This window comes from Corynebacterium sp. CCUG 65737, assembly GCF_024454115.1.
Lineage (GTDB): Bacteria > Actinomycetota > Actinomycetes > Mycobacteriales > Mycobacteriaceae > Corynebacterium > Corynebacterium genitalium.
In genome coordinates, this window is the sequence record NZ_JAGPZB010000001.1 from 1 (window position 1) to 16,024 (window position 16,024).

Annotated in this window: 14 protein-coding genes, 1 tRNA gene, 1 other RNA gene and 1 pseudogene; 9 read left to right on the plus strand and 8 right to left on the minus strand. The window is 65.3% G+C overall.

The genetic code is table 11. The annotated features are described in order from the left end of the window. Nucleotides 1-180 (plus strand): annotated as a pseudogene (locus KBX17_RS00005) (IS481 family transposase); the annotation flags it as partial. 97 nt (nt 181-277) lie between these two features. Here the strand turns inward: KBX17_RS00005 and KBX17_RS00010 are convergent. Then, nucleotides 278-366 (minus strand) — tRNA-Ser (locus KBX17_RS00010). Between the two features lie 153 nt (nt 367-519). Between KBX17_RS00010 and ffs the strand changes: the two genes are divergently transcribed. The 3 genes from ffs to KBX17_RS00025 all read left to right on the plus strand — a co-directional run bounded on the left by ffs (nt 520) and on the right by KBX17_RS00025 (nt 2,522). Then, an RNA gene (gene ffs, locus KBX17_RS00015) (signal recognition particle sRNA small type) lies at nt 520-616 on the plus strand. Nucleotides 617-729: 113 nt separating this feature from the next. Then, complete coding sequence (locus KBX17_RS00020) at nt 730-2,001, plus strand: aminotransferase class I/II-fold pyridoxal phosphate-dependent enzyme (protein ID WP_256017972.1); 1,272 nt, start codon at nt 730-732, stop codon at nt 1,999-2,001. Then, entirely contained in the window at nt 2,001-2,522 is a 522-nt protein-coding gene (locus KBX17_RS00025) for a suppressor of fused domain protein (protein ID WP_256017974.1), read from the plus strand. Before KBX17_RS00020 ends, KBX17_RS00025 begins: the two co-directional genes overlap by 1 nt. Before the next feature lie 18 nt (nt 2,523-2,540). Here the strand turns inward: KBX17_RS00025 and KBX17_RS00030 are convergent, their stop codons facing one another. Then, the gene (locus KBX17_RS00030) at nt 2,541-3,188 is read right to left on the minus strand and encodes a response regulator transcription factor (RefSeq protein WP_256017976.1); all 648 of its coding nucleotides are present in this window, start codon (nt 3,186-3,188) and stop codon (nt 2,541-2,543) included. Further along, nucleotides 3,176-3,862 (minus strand): sensor histidine kinase, encoded by a 687-nt coding sequence (locus KBX17_RS00035; protein ID WP_256017978.1) that lies wholly within the window; start codon nt 3,860-3,862, stop codon nt 3,176-3,178. The genes KBX17_RS00030 and KBX17_RS00035 overlap by 13 nt, the downstream gene beginning before the upstream one ends. A gap of 83 nt (nt 3,863-3,945) precedes the next feature. Between KBX17_RS00035 and KBX17_RS00040 the strand changes: the two genes are divergently transcribed. The 5 genes from KBX17_RS00040 (at nt 3,946) to recR (ending at nt 9,713) form a co-directional block, all read left to right on the plus strand. After that, the gene (locus KBX17_RS00040) at nt 3,946-4,620 is read left to right on the plus strand and encodes an ABC transporter ATP-binding protein (RefSeq protein WP_256017980.1); all 675 of its coding nucleotides are present in this window, start codon (nt 3,946-3,948) and stop codon (nt 4,618-4,620) included. Nucleotides 4,621-4,625: 5 nt separating this feature from the next. Next, the gene (locus KBX17_RS00045) at nt 4,626-6,008 is read left to right on the plus strand and encodes an FtsX-like permease family protein (protein WP_256017982.1); all 1,383 of its coding nucleotides are present in this window, start codon (nt 4,626-4,628) and stop codon (nt 6,006-6,008) included. 48 nt (nt 6,009-6,056) lie between these two features. Beyond that, nucleotides 6,057-8,525: a DNA polymerase III subunit gamma and tau gene (locus KBX17_RS00050; protein ID WP_256017984.1), complete on the plus strand. Its 2,469-nt coding sequence runs from the start codon at nt 6,057-6,059 to the stop codon at nt 8,523-8,525. A gap of 60 nt (nt 8,526-8,585) precedes the next feature. Beyond that, the gene (locus KBX17_RS00055; RefSeq protein ID WP_005287292.1) at nt 8,586-8,942 is read left to right on the plus strand and encodes a YbaB/EbfC family nucleoid-associated protein; all 357 of its coding nucleotides are present in this window, start codon (nt 8,586-8,588) and stop codon (nt 8,940-8,942) included. Between the two features lie 135 nt (nt 8,943-9,077). Further along, complete coding sequence (gene recR / locus KBX17_RS00060) at nt 9,078-9,713, plus strand: recombination mediator RecR (RefSeq protein WP_005287289.1); 636 nt, start codon at nt 9,078-9,080, stop codon at nt 9,711-9,713. Nucleotides 9,714-9,866: 153 nt separating this feature from the next. Here the strand turns inward: recR and KBX17_RS00065 are convergent, their stop codons facing one another. The 5 genes from KBX17_RS00065 to leuA form a co-directional block, all read right to left on the minus strand. Further along, on the minus strand, nt 9,867-10,595 hold the full coding sequence (locus tag KBX17_RS00065; RefSeq protein WP_256017986.1) for a glutamine amidotransferase: 729 nt from the start codon (nt 10,593-10,595) through the stop codon (nt 9,867-9,869). Continuing rightward, nucleotides 10,588-11,868: a MurT ligase domain-containing protein gene (locus KBX17_RS00070; protein WP_256017988.1), complete on the minus strand. Its 1,281-nt coding sequence runs from the start codon at nt 11,866-11,868 to the stop codon at nt 10,588-10,590. The genes KBX17_RS00065 and KBX17_RS00070 overlap by 8 nt, the downstream gene beginning before the upstream one ends. 11 nt (nt 11,869-11,879) lie before the next feature. After that, nucleotides 11,880-12,905, minus strand: a complete 1,026-nt coding sequence (locus KBX17_RS00075; protein ID WP_255995904.1) for a DNA polymerase III subunit epsilon — start codon at nt 12,903-12,905, stop codon at nt 11,880-11,882. Continuing rightward, nucleotides 12,899-14,002 carry a hypothetical protein gene (locus tag KBX17_RS00080; protein WP_005287274.1) on the minus strand — a complete coding sequence of 368 codons (1,104 nt, stop codon included), beginning with the start codon at nt 14,000-14,002 and terminating at the stop codon, nt 12,899-12,901. The genes KBX17_RS00075 and KBX17_RS00080 overlap by 7 nt, the downstream gene beginning before the upstream one ends. Nucleotides 14,003-14,105: 103 nt before the next feature. Next, nucleotides 14,106-15,944 (minus strand): 2-isopropylmalate synthase, encoded by a 1,839-nt coding sequence (leuA, locus tag KBX17_RS00085; protein ID WP_005287270.1) that lies wholly within the window; start codon nt 15,942-15,944, stop codon nt 14,106-14,108. Between the last annotated feature and the right edge of the window lie 80 nt (nt 15,945-16,024).

The window sequence follows — 16,024 nt, forward strand, 5'->3', positions numbered from 1 at the left end:
CTCTACAGCCTAGGAATCGGCCGAGCCCACAGCGGCGAAGAAGTCCTGATGATCATCACCGACAACCACATCACGACCTCACTAAAAGAAACCGGCGAACCCATCACCGAGCACTACATCGACACATCCCGCAACTACCAAAAACCATACTGGCGAAAAGGCCAACCCCCACTGACCTGAAAACCACAACCGGCACCTTGGAAAAAATAAACACCAAGACGCCGGTTTGTCCACCATGTCGCGACTCATCTGTCAACAATGTCGCGACTGATGACAATGGCGGAGGATGTGGGATTTGAACCCACGAGGGTCGTGAAACCCGCACGCGTTCCAGGCGTGTGACATAGGCCGCTAGTCGAATCCTCCAGCGACGTTGCTCTGCTCACCGCAAGGCGGTGAACAGCGTCGAGCAACCACTTTAACCGATCTGGGGCGGTGCACAAAATCCCCGGGCGGAACCGGGTTGGGCGCAGGTAGGCGTGCTTTTTGAATCGCCTTGCCCGAGACGATAAGCTGGTGCGCAGGATCTCACGCGGTGCTTATCTTGTGAACTCCCCCAGGGCGGGAACGCAGCAAGGGTCAGCGAGCTCTGGCAGGTGCGTGAGGTCCCTTTATTTTGCGCGTACACGCTCGGGGGCGGTGTCCGTCCGCTGATCGCGGGTACGCTGGACGTGGCAAATTAAACTTACCCATTTCCCGTTTAGCCGAACGCAAAGGACGTGATCGCCAATGTCCCTTCTGGATCTTGATCAGGCAGCCCGCGACGAGCTCGCGCAGCAGGTGCGCGGCGAGTACGAGGCGCTCAAAGCGCGCAACCTGAACTTGGACTTGACCCGCGGTAAGCCGTCGTCGGAGCAGCTCGACTTTTCCAACGAACTGCTGGAGCTGCCGGGGCGCGAGAACTACACGGACTCCTCGGGCACGGACGTGCGCAACTACGGCAACCTGAAGGGGATTGCGGACATCCGCGAGATCTGGGGCGAGCTCATCGGGGTCAACCCGGAGAACCTGTACGCTGGTGATTCGTCGTCGCTGAACATCATGTTCGACCTGATTTCTTGGTCCTACACCTTCGGCAACAATGACTCGGAGCGTCCGTGGCGTGAAGAGGAGACAGTGAAGTGGATCTGCCCGGTGCCCGGCTATGACCGCCACTTCGCCATCACGGAAAAGTTCGGCTTCGAGATGGTCAACGTGCCGATGCTGGAGGATGGCCCGGACGCGGACGCCATCGCTGAGCTGGCTAAAGACCCTGCCGTGAAGGGTGTGTGGGTCGTGCCGATGTACTCCAACCCGACGGGGGCGACTGTCTCGGAGGAGGTTGCACGCAAGCTCGCCACGATGGAGACAGCCGCGCCGGACTTCCGCATCGTGTGGGACAACGCGTACGCCGTGCACACGTTCAAAGATGAGTTCCCGCCGATCATCGACGTGCTGTCCATCGCCGCGGAAGCCGGCAACCCGAACCGTTTCTGGGTGATGAGCTCGACCTCCAAGATCACCCACGCCGGTGCCGGTGTCGCGTTCTTCGCGTCTTCGACAGAGAACCTGGACTGGTACGCCTCTATCGCGGGGATTCGTGGAATCGGCCCGAACAAGATCAACCAGCTGGCCCACGCGAAGTTCTTCGGCGATGCCGATGGCGTGCGCGACGTGATGCGCAAGCACGCGCAGTCGCTGGCCCCGAAGTTCGAGGCCGTGCTGGAGATCCTCCAGAACCGCCTCGGCGAGTACAACGTGGCGCGCTGGACGGAGCCGGAGGGCGGTTACTTCATCTCCCTCGACGTCGTCGACGGCACCGCCACCCGCGTCTGGGAGCTGGCCAAGGAAGCCGGCATCGCTTTGACCAAGGCGGGTTCCGCTTTCCCGCACGGCAAGGACGACAATGACCGCCACATCCGCCTGGCGCCGTCGTTGCCTCCGCTGGATGAGGTCCGCACCGCCATGGACGGCGTGGCCACCTGCGTCCTGCTCGCCGCTTTGGAGAAGCTCGAGCGCTAGTGGCACCTGAAGAGACGATTGAGTGGCTGACGAATGTTGTCGGCCCGATTGAGGTGCGCGAACTCGCCGGATTCCCGATCGCGGTAGCACAGACAATGCCGCTGGCCGCCACGGTGGGTTTCAGCGCGGAGGACACGGGCCTGACCCTCGACTCCGACGGGGTCACGTCCGTGCGGTGCGAGCTGGTGTGCGGGGGAGGAAGCGCAGAGCAGCGCGCGATGGCGCTCGCGGGGACGTGGAACACGCTGCGGGATGCCGCGATTCCCGCACAGCCTGGGGAACTGTTGCCGCAGCTTATCGACGATCCCGACCTCACCGTCCACCACGGCCTCCTGCGCGAACCCCAGCTGTTTGACCAGGGGACGCCGACTTTCACGGAACCGGGGCAGATGACCCTGTTGCTGGAACTGGTGCTGCTCACCGACGATGAGTACGAAATCGCCGCCGAGCAGGGCCTCGAGGTGCTCGAGCGCCGTTTGCGCCGCCGACGGACCGATCTTGCAGACTGGGGTCGCGACTAGCTCACGTCTAGCCCACCACTAGCTCACGCCGCGTTCGGACAGGTACATCAAGATCGCGCGCACGCGCCGGTTCTCCGTGTCGGGGTGCAAGCCCAGCTTGGCGAAGATCGACGAAACATGCTTCGCCACCGCAGCACCGGAGAGGTAGAGCTTGCCGGCGATCTCCGCGTTGGACAGGCCTTCCGCCATGAGCTCGAGAACTTCACGCTCCCGTGGGGTGAGGGTAGTCAGCCACCGCGAGCTCGCGGCCATGAGCGCGCCGGCGACGTCCGGGTCGATCACGACTCCTCCTGCGGCGACAGTCTCACAGGCGGCAACGAAGTCCTTGACCTCGGCCACACGGTCTTTGAGCAGGTAGCCGGTGCCGCCGCCACCGCCGGCGAAGAGTTCGCGCGCGTACGTCGCGGCGACGTACTGAGACAGCACCAGCACGTTGACGGCTCCGAAGGTTTCGCGGAGGTTGAGGGCGGCGCGCAGGCCGTCGTCACGCATGTCCGGCGGCATCCGCACGTCTGTGATCACGAGGTCAGGGCGCTGCTCATCCACGACCCCTGCCAGCGACGGCGCATCGCTGACCTGCCCGACCACCTCGTGCCCGCGCCGGGTGAGCAGCCCGGCGACACCTTCGCGCAGCAGCGCAGAGTCATCCGCGATCACGATCCGCATTGCGCCACCCCGCTTTCACCGCGGAAGAGGAGCAGGGGGATGCGGGCGATGACGGTGCTGGGGCCACCGGGCGGGGAATTGAGCTCGAGGGATCCGCCGAAGGCGGCAATCCGCTCCCGCATCCCGTCCAGCCCGCCGCCAGGGCGGAAATGGGCACCGCCGTCACCACCATCGGTGACAACGGCGTTGAGTGTGTGGTCGCTGGTGATCAGCACGTCCACGGGCGCGCCGGGCGCGTACTTCGCCGCGTTGGTCAGTGCTTCGGCGGTGAAGAAGTAGGCGGCGGCGAGGACGGAGGCGTCGATACGCGGAAGGGCATGCGGGGCGCGCACAGTGACGTGCGGGCCGTATTGGGCAGCCGCCGTTTCGATCGCCGCGACCAGACCGCGGTCGGTCAGTTCGCGGGGGTGAATTCCGTGGACAGTGCGCCGCAGTGCTTGCAGGCCTTCGGTGAGGTCGCGTGCGGCGTCGTCAAGCAGCGGCGAGTCCAGCTCAAGCCGTGCCTCCCCGAGCTTCATGGCGGCAGCGACGAAGTACTGCTGCGCCCCGTCGTGCAGGTCGCGTTCGATGCGCAGCCGCTCGATTTCGTACGCCTCCGCGATTCTGCGCCGTGACACCGTGAGTTGGTGGATCGCCGCGGCGGAGGCCGTTTCGTGGTTCTGTTTGCGCCACATGTGTCACACAGTAGCGGGGTAGTGCTGGCACTACCCTTATTCGGGAGTCCGCACCATGGTCTGTGCGCAGAGCCGAAGGTGGAATGGAAAGCATGCTTGAACTACGCGACATCACGAAATCATTCACTCAGCAACGGGTCTTAGAGGGGATCAGCCTCACCGTCGAGGCCGGCCAGTCGGTGGCTATCATGGGACCGTCCGGCTCTGGCAAGTCCACCTTGCTGCACTGCATGTCCGGGGTGCTTGTGCCGGATTCCGGCGAGATCCTTTTCAACGGGCGCAATATCGCAGCGCTTAACGACGCCGCACGTTCCGAACTCCGCCTCGACCACTTCGGCTTCATCTTTCAGGACGGACAACTGCTTCCCGAACTGACCGCGAAGGAGAATGTGGCGCTGCCGCAGATTCTGCGCGGCACATCCCAGAAGGAAGCGCACGCCGCTGCTGCTGACATTCTCGGCCGCTTGGGCATGGGTGAATTCGTGGACCGTTTTCCCGGCCAGCTCTCCGGCGGCCAAGCGCAGCGCGTGGCCATCGCCCGGGCTTTCGGCGGTCCGCCGATGGTCGTGTTCGCCGACGAGCCGACTGCAGCCCTCGACCAGGCAACCGGCCATGAGGTCATGCAGCAGATCACCGCGATCACCCGGAAGGCCGGCGTGACGCTGGTGCTGGTCACCCACGACCCGAATATCGCCGCGTGGTGCGACCGGCGGATTGAAATCCGTGACGGTTTGATTCACTCGGAGGCTGCAGCATGAGCGCAATGACGTTGATGACAGCTGCACGGTCCCAGTCACGCGACAGCCGCTCGCAGCGCAACACCGGTGAGCGCTGGGTGGGAATATTGTCTCTGGTGGCGTTCACCCTATCCACGTGGATGCTGTGCACGCTCGCCGGCGGGACGTGGATGTTCTTTGAGCGCCACCGCAACCCCCACCCGGAGCTCACCGCAGGCTCCGAGGAGTTTGGCACGCCGTTCTCTTTAAGTTATGTCTTCCTCGCCCTGTTCGCAGGCCTTCTCTTGCTGCCGACGTTGCTCGGGTTGCTCACCCAGGCCGCGCGCACGAATCTCGGCGGGCGGGAAGAGCAATTGGCCGCGCTGCGTCTCATCGGCGCGACCGCCGGCCAGGTGCGCGGCATGATGACTCTCGATGCGTTGCGCCAGGCGGCCATCGGTTTGGTTCTGGGCACGGCCCTCTACCTGGCCACTGTGCCTGCGTGGTCACTGTTGTCCTTTCAGGACAAACAGATCGGCACGTGGGAAATGGTCACCTGGTGGCTCGTTCCTGCCGTGTGGTTGCTGGTGCTGGTTCTCGCCGCCGGGTCTGTCTGGCTGGCACTGCGCCGGGTGGCCATCACTCCGCTGGGCGTGGCCCGGAAAGTCCCGCCCAAGGGCCAGAGCGTCGTTCTCCTCATCCTGTCGGTGATTGCGGCCATCGCGCTGTACCGTGTGCTCTCCAACCTCACCATCACACCCGGTGCGGACGCGCTGGAATTCGCCATGATGCTCATGATCGTCGGCTCCATGCTGGTGATCAACGGGCTCATTGCGGTCGGCATCATTCAACTCATCTCGCGCCTGAGCTACGGGATCCCAGGTGGCGCCACCTACGTGGCCACTAGGAGGGTCGGCCGCGGGGTGCGCACCACGTGGAAACGTGTGGCAGCGTTGTTCTTCGTGTCGATGATCGCCGGCTCCGGAAGCTTTATCTCCGCAGTTCCGGAACTTGAGGGAGACCCGGTTGCTTTGATGATGACGACGGACATCGGTACAGGCCTGGCGATCACGGCAGTCTTCGGTGCCGTGTTGCTGGCCGCCTCGACCCTGCTCACCCAGTCGCTGGCGGTTGTCGAGCAGAAGCAGCTGACCCAGGCGCTCTACTTCATCGGTGCACCGACGAGCTTTCACACCCGCACCGCCGTGCGTGAAGTCGGCGTGCCCATGCTCCTGGCGATGGTAATGGGGTTCTGCATGGGTGCTCTCTTGGGGTCGATCGTGGTGGTGGTCTACGCCGACGTCGGCAAGCGTCTCGCTCTGTTCGCCGCATTGATTCTGCTGGCGTTCATCGGTTGCGTCGCGGCGGTAGCAGCAACCGGGCCGCTGCGTGCGAGGGTCCTTGGTGAGACAGGCCGGCTGAACGACTAAAGACTGAGGTCGGCGACAGTGTCCGGGGCGAATAGTAGGGTTAGTTCCGTGGCTCTCTACAGGAAGTACCGCCCGGGCTCGTTCGCCGAGATGATCGGGCAGGACCAGGTGACCCGCCCGCTGTCGACCGCGCTGGACAACGGGCGGATCAACCACGCTTATTTGTTCTCGGGGCCGAGGGGTACTGGCAAGACGTCGTCGGCACGCATTTTGGCGCGGTCGCTGAACTGCGTCGAAGGGCCGACGTCGACACCGTGCGGAGTGTGCGCCTCGTGCGTGTCGCTCGCGCCGGGTGGGCCGGGCAACCTCGATGTGACAGAGCTTGACGCCGCATCGCACCGCGGGGTGGAGGACATGCGCGCGTTGCGTGAGAGCGCCATGTTCGCGCCGGCGGAGTCGCGCTACCGCGTCTTCATCGTCGATGAGGCGCACATGATTACCCGCGAAGGCGCGAACGCCCTGCTCAAGGTGGTGGAGGAGCCGCCGGAGCACCTCGTGTTCATCTTCGCCACGACGGAGCCGGAGAACATCATCGGCACGATCCGTTCGCGCACCCACCACTACCCATTCCGCCTGCTCACGCCGAACGCGATGCGCTCGCTGCTCGAGCGCACAGTCGCGGCCGAGGGCGTGACTGTCTCCGACGACGTGTATCCGCTGGTCATCCGTGCCGGCGGCGGTTCCCCGCGTGACACGCTGTCCATTCTGGATCAGCTGCTCGCAGGCGCAGGCCCCGAGGGGTTGACCTACGATCTCGCGTTGCCGTTGCTGGGGGTCACGGATCTTTCGCTTATCGACGCGACTGTGGACGCCCTCGCCGACCGCAACCCCTCAGCACTTTTCCAAACGGTGGATGACGTCATTGAAGCCGGCCACGAACCTCGCCGCTTCGCCATCGACCTGCTCGATCGCTTGCGCGACCTGATGATCCTGCGCGAAGTGCCTGACGCCTTCGACCAGGGGCTTGTCGACGCACCGACGGACCGCGCCCAGATCCTCGCCGCCGAAGCGGACTCTTTCACCGGCACCCAGCTGGCGCACCTGGCCACAGAGGTCAACGAGCGACTCGGGATGCTGCGCGGCGCCACCTCCCCGCGCCTGTTGCTGGAAATCATGATGGCGCACCTGCTCGGCGTGTCTACCGGCACCCAGGCCCCAGCTGCCATTACAGGTCTGGAGGAGATTCGCGACGCCTCCGCTGAAGCTGTCGGCATGGGCGACCAGCCGCGCGGTGCCGCCGCCGCGCTTGCGGCCGCTGCCGCGGTGCAGGCCACAGCCGACGTAGTGTCGCAATCCACGCCGGCGCCGCGGGAAGCGCCCAAAGCGCAGCCTGCACAACCCCAGCAGAGCCAACAGTCGCGTCCGGCACAGCCAGCCCCGTCCGAACCTGCCCAGCCATCGGCGCCGGAGCCGCAGGAACAGACTGCGCAGCCCGCTCAGCCGGAGCCGGAGCAGCCCGCTCAGCCCGCTCATCCGGAACCGGGGCAACCGGAGCGCGAGCCTTCCCGGCCCGAGCCTCAGGAGCATGCTGAACCGCGAGAGCGTGCCGAACCGGAGCCGACGGAACCGGTTTCAGAGGCAACGTCGGACGGTAGTGACGCTGGCGCCAGCGATGACCTGATCGGCCGCATTCACCGCGAATGGATCACGCTGCGCCAGTTCGTAGGCGAGCGCAATAAGGTCGCGGAGATCATGTTGACCGAGGCCAAGCCGCTGGGCATGGAAAACGGCACCCTCATTGTCGGCCACAACACCGGCGCTTTGGCCAACGCCATCAATTCCGAGCACAACAACGTCGACATCGTTGCTGCGTTCGCCGAGAAACTGGGCACTGAGGTTGCCGTGCGCTGTGTGGTGGGTACGGACCCAAAAGCCGCGGGCTTTGAGCCCCAACCCCCGCCGAAACGCAACGAGTGGAACCCGACCCCGCCACCAAATCCAACGCCGAGCCAGCCAGCGGTGCCTCAGCCAGAGGCGAGACAGGAGCAGGAGAAGAACCCCGACGAAGTCCGCGCAGAGAATCCGACAGATACGGCTGACGGTTCTGCCGCGCAGGACAACCCGTCGGTGACTCCGGAACCCGCTCCCGCGCCTGTGGAAGACGACGAGAGCCAGCCCGACGCCGGGACGGACGAACCGGATGCGGTGCCGGACGGCTCAGAGGAGACGTCGGCACTTGCAACGGAGTACGCGGCAACTCAAGAGGGCCCGGCCCAGAGTGCACCCACCCAAGAACTCACCGGGGCGGCGGCCGCAGCGGCAGCCGCGGCGGCCGCGGTAGGTGGTCGATCCCGTAACCGCGACTCCCAGGGCTTCAGCGATGGCACCCCGTTGCCGCCCGAGCCTGCCGATGATTTCCCCGACGCGCCCGATGAGGAACCCGCTGCCTACTCGCGCGAGGACGAAGAGCGCGACATGGTCGATCAGTCCCAGGAGGCTGGAGAGCTCGATCGCCGCAACCCGACGGAAATGGCGATGGAGTTGCTTGCCGACGAGCTCGGCGCCCGTCCCCTGTAAGCCCCTTGGCGCTTCTCGCTACACTGGTGGGAAACGAAATCAAAGGAAAGGCCAACAATCATGACTCAGCCCGATCAGCCCGGTATGCCCGATATGCAGGAACTCATCCGCCAGGCGGCTGAGGTTCAGGCGCAGATGCAGCGCGCGCAGGAGGAAATCCTCGCGACTAACGTGCAGGGCACCGCTGGTGGTGGCCTGGTGACCATCACGATGACCGGTGGTGCAGACATCACCGACCTGAAGATCGACCCGGAGGCTGTTGATCCCGAAGATGTGGAGACCCTCCAGGACCTGATCCTCGCCGCATACCGCGATGCGCACACCAAGGCTGGCCAACTCGCCCAAGAGAAGCTTGGCCCGCTGACCCAGCCGGGCGCGGGTGAGGGTAACGACTTCACCCAGATGTTCGGCGGCTAGTTGCCGACGGCCGACACAGGTCGGCACTATCAAACAGGGCCTTTCGGGGCCCTGTTTGCGTTTCGGGGTGGTGTTGGCGGCCTTCGGGGTCCTCGGTGGCAACCGGCCGGTGGGTGAGTGACTAGTATTGCAACGGTGTTTGAAGGCCCGCTGCAAGATCTGATCGATGAATTTTCCCGCCTGCCCGGTGTCGGACCGAAGTCGGCGCAACGGATTGCGTTCCACCTGCTCAAGACCGATCCGGAGGACATTGACCGGCTCCGCGCGGCGTTGGGGGCAGTCCGTGACGGGGTGACCTTCTGCCGGATCTGCAGCAACGTCTCGCGCGAGGAAGTCTGCCGAGTCTGTGCGGACTCGGGGCGCGACGCGGGACTGATCTGCGTTGTCGAGGACGCAAAGGACATCCAGGTCATCGAGCGCACAGGGGAGTACACGGGCCGTTACCACGTGCTCGGCGGGGCACTGGACCCGCTGGCAAATGTCGGGCCGAAGGACCTGTCCATCTCGTCGCTATTGCAACGTATCGGCGGGGTGTTGCCGGACCGCGATCCGGATGACGCAGATAGCATCCCCGAGATTCACGAGGTCATCTTGGCCACCGACCCCGATACAGAGGGTGAGGCCACAGCGTCCTACTTGGCCCGGCTGCTCAAAGACTTCCCGGAGCTGACTGTGTCGCGGTTGGCATCGGGCATGCCGCTCGGCGGGGATTTGGAGTTCGTGGACGAACTCACCCTCTCCCGTGCGTTGTCCGGCCGCCTCACTTTGTAGCCGCCAACGGCTCCTTGCCCCGGCAGCACGCTCGCCTGGAATACTGCTGGAGAATATAAGACAGATCGCACCCTTTTGACCTGCGTGTCTGTGTGAGCAGTATTCCGGAAAAGGGCCAGTAGTATTCCAGCGCGGAAAGGCGGAAGGGGGAGGTTAGCCTTTCAGGCGCTCGAGGCGCAGGCGGTCGACCTCGGGAAGCTCGAGGGGCTCGAGGTCGGACAAGGGCATGTCTAGCGCCTGGGCGAGGATAAGGTCCGCCAATTCGGGGTTGCGGGCCAGCGCCGGACCGTGCATGTAGGTGGCGATCACGCTGCCTTGGACAACCCCTTCGACGCGGGCACTGCCAGCACTGCCGCCGTTGCCGTTGCCGGTCCGGACGGTGCCCAACGGCTCGGCGTCGGGGCCCAAGACGGTGCCTCCGAGGTGGTTCTCAAACCCGGTCAGCGGCTGGGTCAGCTCGCGCGTGATGCCGGCTTTGGTCGGGGCCGACGAAACTTCGCCGATGGAGCGGGTGGGAAGGGGGGTGGTTGTGGCGTCGATAAGCGACAGGCCGTCGACGGCGGAGCCTTGCGCGTAGAAGGAGACGCCGAGTACTTGCAACCCTGCGCACACGGCGAAGATGGGGCGGCCTGCAGCTGCGGCGCGGGTGAGGCCGCCGTCGGTGCGCAGGTGCTCCGCGGCGAGAACCTGGGCTGCGTCCTCGCCGCCGCCGATGGTGTAGCAGGACAGGTCGTCGGGAACCGGCTCGCCGAGCTTGATCGGCACAATGTCGGCAGTCATGCTGCGCATGCGGGCGCGGCCGCGCAGGACGAGCGCGTTGCCGTCGTCGCCGTAGGTGCCTAGGACGTCAGGCAGGACAAGGCCAATGCGGATGTTATCCACGGGCGGACTCCTTCGTCAGCGCGTTCTTCAGGTTGAGCAGCGCGGTGTAGTTGGCCAGGACCTCCACGCGGCCTGGCGGGCAGGCCTGAATCGCCTTGACCGGGTCGTGGATGAGCTCGTGGTCGATGCCGGCGTAGAGCAGACGGACGGCCAGATCGGTGCCGCGCTCGCCGGCGGCTTTGACGGACATGCCTTCGAAGTCCTCGAACTTCACGTCCCACAGCCAGGACAAGTCCTCACCGTCGCCTTGTTGGCCGTTGACAGCGATGACCAGGCCGTCAGCATCGCGGTCGACCATGGACAGAGCCTCCTGCCAGCCCGCGGGGTTCTTGGCCAGCAGCAGGCGCGCGTGGTGGTCGCCGACGGTGATGGTGGTGTAGCGGCCGGCGACGTCGTCGATGCTCTCTGTGGCGGCGATAGCGGCGTCCACGTCGACCCCGAAGGCCTCGACAGCGGCGGCCACAGCCTGGGCGGCGTTGCCGCGGTTCGCGCGCCCTGGCAGGGTGAGCTCTAGCGGGTAGGTCCCGTCGGGTCCGGTCAGGCCTTCGTCGGTAACGGCCCAGTCGGGGGAGGGGCGGCGGAAGTCGCCTGTGGTGGCGTACCAGTCGTCCTCATCGCGCACGATGTGGCCGGCCCCGCGGGGGTTGGACACAGAATCACCGAGCCAGCCTGCGCCAGCGGAAACCCACACGACATTCGGTGCGTCAAGAGCCACCGAGGTCATCAGGACATCGTCGCAGTTCGCGATCACGGTCATCTCCGGATGCTTTTCGACGCACCCACGCAACGCCCGTTCAATCGCATTGATCTCCCCGACCCTGTCGAGCTGGTCCCGCGACAGGTTGAGCAGCACGAGGGCTTCCGGCTTGAGCCGGTCGGCGATCGCGGGCACATGCAACTCGTCGACTTCGAGGACGACGTGGGAGGCTTCACCGTCGGCAAGCAGGGCGGAGATGATGCCCGCGTCCATGTTGTCGCCGCCGTCATTGGTGGCCACGGTGTACTTCGTGCGCAGCGCTGCCGCGAGCATGCCAGTCGTAGTGGACTTGCCGTTGGTACCGGTGACTAGGATGGTCGGCCGGCCCGCGAGCCCCTCGAGGATATTCGGGTCGATCATACCGGCGACAAGGCCGCCGATCATGCCGCCGGCCCCGCGGCCGGTCGCCCTCGAGGCAGTGGTGGCTAGTTTTGCGGCGGACACTGCGGCCCGCGAACGCAGGCGGGCAAAGGCGCTCCTGCCGCCGGTGGTGCTCCGGCTCGTGCTTGAACTCATGGGTAGAAACTTTAGCGCAGCGCCTCGGCGGCGGCCGCGAGGAATTCCGTGTCCGTCACGAGCGGGATGTTCTTCCGTTGCGCGTGCATCGCCTTACCGCGCAGCTGCTCCGGCGGGCCGGTGATGTTGCTGACCACGAGCGATGTCTCCCGGGACAGCTTCTCCGAGTAGTTCAGGTCCAGGTCCAGGATCTTCTGCACCACCTCGTCGTGGTCGGCCTGAATGTCGTCCGTGACCACGACCTCCATACCGGGGCGCAGGCCGGACTTGTCGGTGAACTGGCCGGGGTTGCCCTGCTTCGGCTGTTTCTTCTCTGCCTCGACGCGGATGCGCGAGCGTTGCAGGCCGAAGCGGTCCGGGGCGAGCTCATCAGGGGTCCGCGAGACGACCTCACCGTTCTCCAACTGCTTCAAGAACAGGCTGACCAGCACGAGTGTGCGTTCGCGGGAGGTTTCCTCCTCCGGCCGCGCGGCGCGCTGCGGGCTCGCGTCCGGCGCGGGTGCATCGATGCCGGAGGCGGAGGCGACGGATTCGAGTCGGACGTCGATAAGCGTCACGCCCTGCTTGCGTGCTGTCGCGAGCGTATCGACGATGCCTTCCGGCGCCGGCACATGCCCCACCCGCTGCCTGCGGCGGCCTTGCCTGCGGTTGCGGGAACGGTTCGCGCGGGCTGCGGCGTTCATCGCGCGGCGGGCTTCGGACACGATGAACCCCCACGTCATAGGGGCATCATGAACCACAAGTGTGCGCGCATCGAGGAATTTGTCCAGCGCCTTAAGGTGGCGGGAGAATTTCGCGGCGCGCTCGAACAAGTTCGGCTCCACCCCGTGCATGTGCATGGGGCCCGGGTCACCGCCGACGTTGAAGATGCGGTGGAATTCCTCACCGACCACCCCAGAGTCGTCGAACGCCACCGCATCGAGGGTGACCAAACGCCCGGTGCTCGGGTGGATATTCGTCGCTTGCACGTAGAGCGCGACATACGGGAACTGCTCGGCCGGCGGGATCACCTCGGCCTCAGGGGTGCCTTCTACCATGAAATCTCAAAAATGGGCTTGCCGCCGCGCTCCTCAGGCGTCAAGGGCCGATTGGGCGGCGGAGGCGCGGGGGCCGGTGGAGGAGGCGGTGCGGGCGCAGGGGCAGGGGCAGGAGCAGGCGGCGGCGCAGGAGCGGGCGGCGGCGCGACGTACTGGTTGTTGTAATCGTTGCCGGACGGCGATTGCGGAACCGGGGCAGGAGAGCCCGGCTGCGGAGCCGGGGGCACGTTAGCTCCCTCGTCCGTCGCGGGATCCTTGTCCGGGTCCTCGGAGGGCTCCTCGGGTTTGGAGGATTCAGGCGGTGCTGGTTTCTCGGAGGATGCCCGTGTGGGCAGGCTCGGCCCAGTGGATGCCGTTGTGTTGTCGGACCCCATGAAGGCGTTCATCTCTTGGCCCTGCTGGCCCATGCCGGCGTAGTAGCTAATGGTGCCCACTATGCCCAAGGCCAGCGCGAGCGCCACGACAGCGGTGGTGTTGGTGCCCATGCGCTCCGGGAGCAACCGCACCCGGCTACTCGACCGGGGTGCATCGCCTTCCTGGTCTGCGGCCAGAGCGGCTGCCTCCGCCTCGGCGTCGGCCGCGAAGTACGTGTTCGCGGCGCTGGCACCAGCAGCTGTTGCAGTGCCGGCAGCAACGGCGGCACCGGCACCGGCACCGTCGTCTCCGTCTTCATCTTCGGGCAGGTCATTTTCTGCGTTCACCGGGGCAACCGCAGTTACGGGCCCGCCGCCGAGAGCGTCCGCGTACACGGTCACCGTTGGGGTGCCGTCCGCGGTGGAGTACACGCCGTGGGCCAGAGCGATCAGACCGCGGCTCTCCATCATGCGTAGAGACGGGCTCAGCTCAGCGCTTGCAGCACTGTCGAATTCGCCGAGCACTTCACCGTCGATACGCGCGACAACATCGCCCGCGGCGTCGAAGGCGATCTCCACGGCCACGCGGGCGCCGTCACTGCTGACGCCGACACATTCCGCGGCGGCAGGCTCCAGCGTGATCACGCGCGGTGTGCCAGCGGGCAGCCATACGCTCTGAGTTTGCGGGGACAGGTCAGAGCGATCTTTGGCAAAACCGTCGCCGTCTGGCTTGGTCAAGCTCATCGCCTCCCCTGGTTACTCTGTGGAACGGTGCCTAGTCGTGCCCCTAGAGTAGTACGACCACAAGGGTCCAAGCCAACAGGCGGGAGCGGCGGACTACTGACCTCTACTGGCCCAGAGGTTGCTGCACCTTCAAACCACGGTTGACAGCAGAGACCATTGCCTTGATGGATGCGCGGGTGGTGGAGCCGGCGATGCCCACGCCCCAGGCCTCTGATCCGTCGACGTCGCTGTAGATGAAGCAAGCTGCGTCGGCGTCGCCGCCGGCGGTGCGGGCCTGTTGGCGGTAGTCGCGCACCTCGTATTCAAGGCCCAGGGAGCGCAGTGCGCTGGCAAAGGCCGCGATCGGGCCGTTGCCGGAGCCGGTGATCTCTTTTGTCTCGCCGTTGTAGACAGCGCCGGCGGTCACGGTGGCTTCATCGTCGTCGGACTCAGCGGCGTCCACATGCAAGCTGACCAGCTCGAGCGGCGTGTCCACATCGAGGTATTCGCCAGCGAAGACGTCCCACATGTTCTTGGAATTGACCTCACCGCCCTCGGAGTCGGTGATCGCCTGGACGACGGAGGAGAACTCCGCCTGCATCTCCTTGGGCATGTCGATGCCGTGGTCGGTCTTCATGATGTAGGCGACACCGCCCTTGCCGGACTGGGAGTTGACGCGGATGACGGCCTCGTAGTTGCGGCCCACGTCCTTCGGGTCGATCGGCAGGTAGGGCACCTCCCACACGGTTTCGCGCAGGTCCTCCCAGGCCACCTCGGTGGAGGAGGCGCCGGGGCGCACCTTCTGCGCCAGGGCGTCCAGCCCCTTGTTGATGGCGTCTTGGTGGGAGCCGGAAAACGCGGTGAAGACCAGGTCGCCGCCGTAGGGGTGGCGCTCCGGGACACGCAGCTGGTTGCAGTACTCCACAGTTTCGCGGATGCCGGCGATGTCGGAAAAGTCGATCTGCGGGTCTACGCCCTGGGTGAGCATGTTCAACCCCAGCGTGATCAGGTCGACGTTGCCGGTGCGCTCGCCGTTGCCGAACAGGCAGCCTTCGATGCGGTCCGCACCGGCCATGTAGCCCAGCTCTGCCGCTGCGACACCTTCGCCGCGGTCATTGTGCGGGTGCAGCGACATGATGATGGAGTCGCGCTTGGCAAAATTGCGGTGCATCCACTCGATGGAGTCTGCGTAGACGTTCGGAGTGATCATCTCCACTGTCGCGGGCAGGTTGATGATCATCGGGTTCTCCGGGGTGGCCTCCATGATGTCCACCACGGCGTCGCAGACCTCCACAGCGAAGTCCAGCTCGGTACCGGTGAAGGACTCCGGGGAGTACTCCCAGCGCCACTGGGTGTCCGGGTAATCCTTAGCAATGGTCTTGATCAGCTCAGCTGCGTCGGTAGCCAGCTTCTTAATCGCCGGGCGGTCTTTGCGGAACACCACCTCGCGCTGCAGCTTGGAGGTGGAGTTGTAGAAGTGGACGATCACGCGTGGCGCGCCTGCGCAGGCCTCGAAGGTGCGGCGGATGAGGTGCTCGCGCGCCTGAACGAGAACCTGGATGGTCACATCCTCCGGGATCATGCCTTCTTCGATGATCTCGCGCACGAAGTTGAAGTCGGTCTGGGAGGCGGACGGGAAGCCGACCTCGATTTCTTTGTAGCCCATCTCCACCAGCAGCTTGAACATGCGACGCTTGCGCTCGGGGCTCATCGGATCGATCAGGGCTTGGTTGCCGTCGCGGAGGTCGACCGCGCACCACTGCGGTGCGACCGTGATCTTCTTGTCCGGCCAGGTGCGGTCCGGCAGGGTGATGTCTTCGACTTCCTGGGCGAAGCTCAGGTAACGGTCGGCCGGCATCTGGGAGCCGCGCTGCATGTTCCAGGCGGGCTGGCCTTCGTTGCGGGGGCCGTTCGGCTTGCGGATTTCGGAAGGTGCGCTGATCTGGGAGTCAGAGGGGGTCATGGCGAACGTCCTTGTGTGAGAGTTAAGTCGTCAGGGTACGGCCGGCATGGCGAACTCCGCGACGGGGCGCCGGCCGTGAA

Bases quoted from the DNA above. Each gene is read 5' to 3' on its own strand.
- KBX17_RS00020 (WP_256017972.1), top strand. From the start codon at position 730: ATGTCCCTTCTGGATCTTGATCAGGCAGCCCGCGACGAGCTCGCGCAG.
- KBX17_RS00030 (WP_256017976.1), bottom strand. From the start codon at position 3,188: ATGCGGATCGTGATCGCGGATGACTCTGCGCTGCTGCGCGAAGGTGTC.
- KBX17_RS00035 (WP_256017978.1), bottom strand. From the start codon at position 3,862: ATGTGGCGCAAACAGAACCACGAAACGGCCTCCGCCGCGGCGATCCAC.
- KBX17_RS00040 (WP_256017980.1), top strand. From the start codon at position 3,946: ATGGAAAGCATGCTTGAACTACGCGACATCACGAAATCATTCACTCAG.
- KBX17_RS00045 (WP_256017982.1), top strand. From the start codon at position 4,626: ATGACGTTGATGACAGCTGCACGGTCCCAGTCACGCGACAGCCGCTCG.
- KBX17_RS00055 (WP_005287292.1), top strand. From the start codon at position 8,586: ATGACTCAGCCCGATCAGCCCGGTATGCCCGATATGCAGGAACTCATC.
- KBX17_RS00070 (WP_256017988.1), bottom strand. From the start codon at position 11,868: ATGAGTTCAAGCACGAGCCGGAGCACCACCGGCGGCAGGAGCGCCTTT.
- KBX17_RS00075 (WP_255995904.1), bottom strand. From the start codon at position 12,905: ATGGTAGAAGGCACCCCTGAGGCCGAGGTGATCCCGCCGGCCGAGCAG.
- KBX17_RS00080 (WP_005287274.1), bottom strand. From the start codon at position 14,002: ATGAGCTTGACCAAGCCAGACGGCGACGGTTTTGCCAAAGATCGCTCT.
- leuA (WP_005287270.1), bottom strand. From the start codon at position 15,944: ATGACCCCCTCTGACTCCCAGATCAGCGCACCTTCCGAAATCCGCAAG.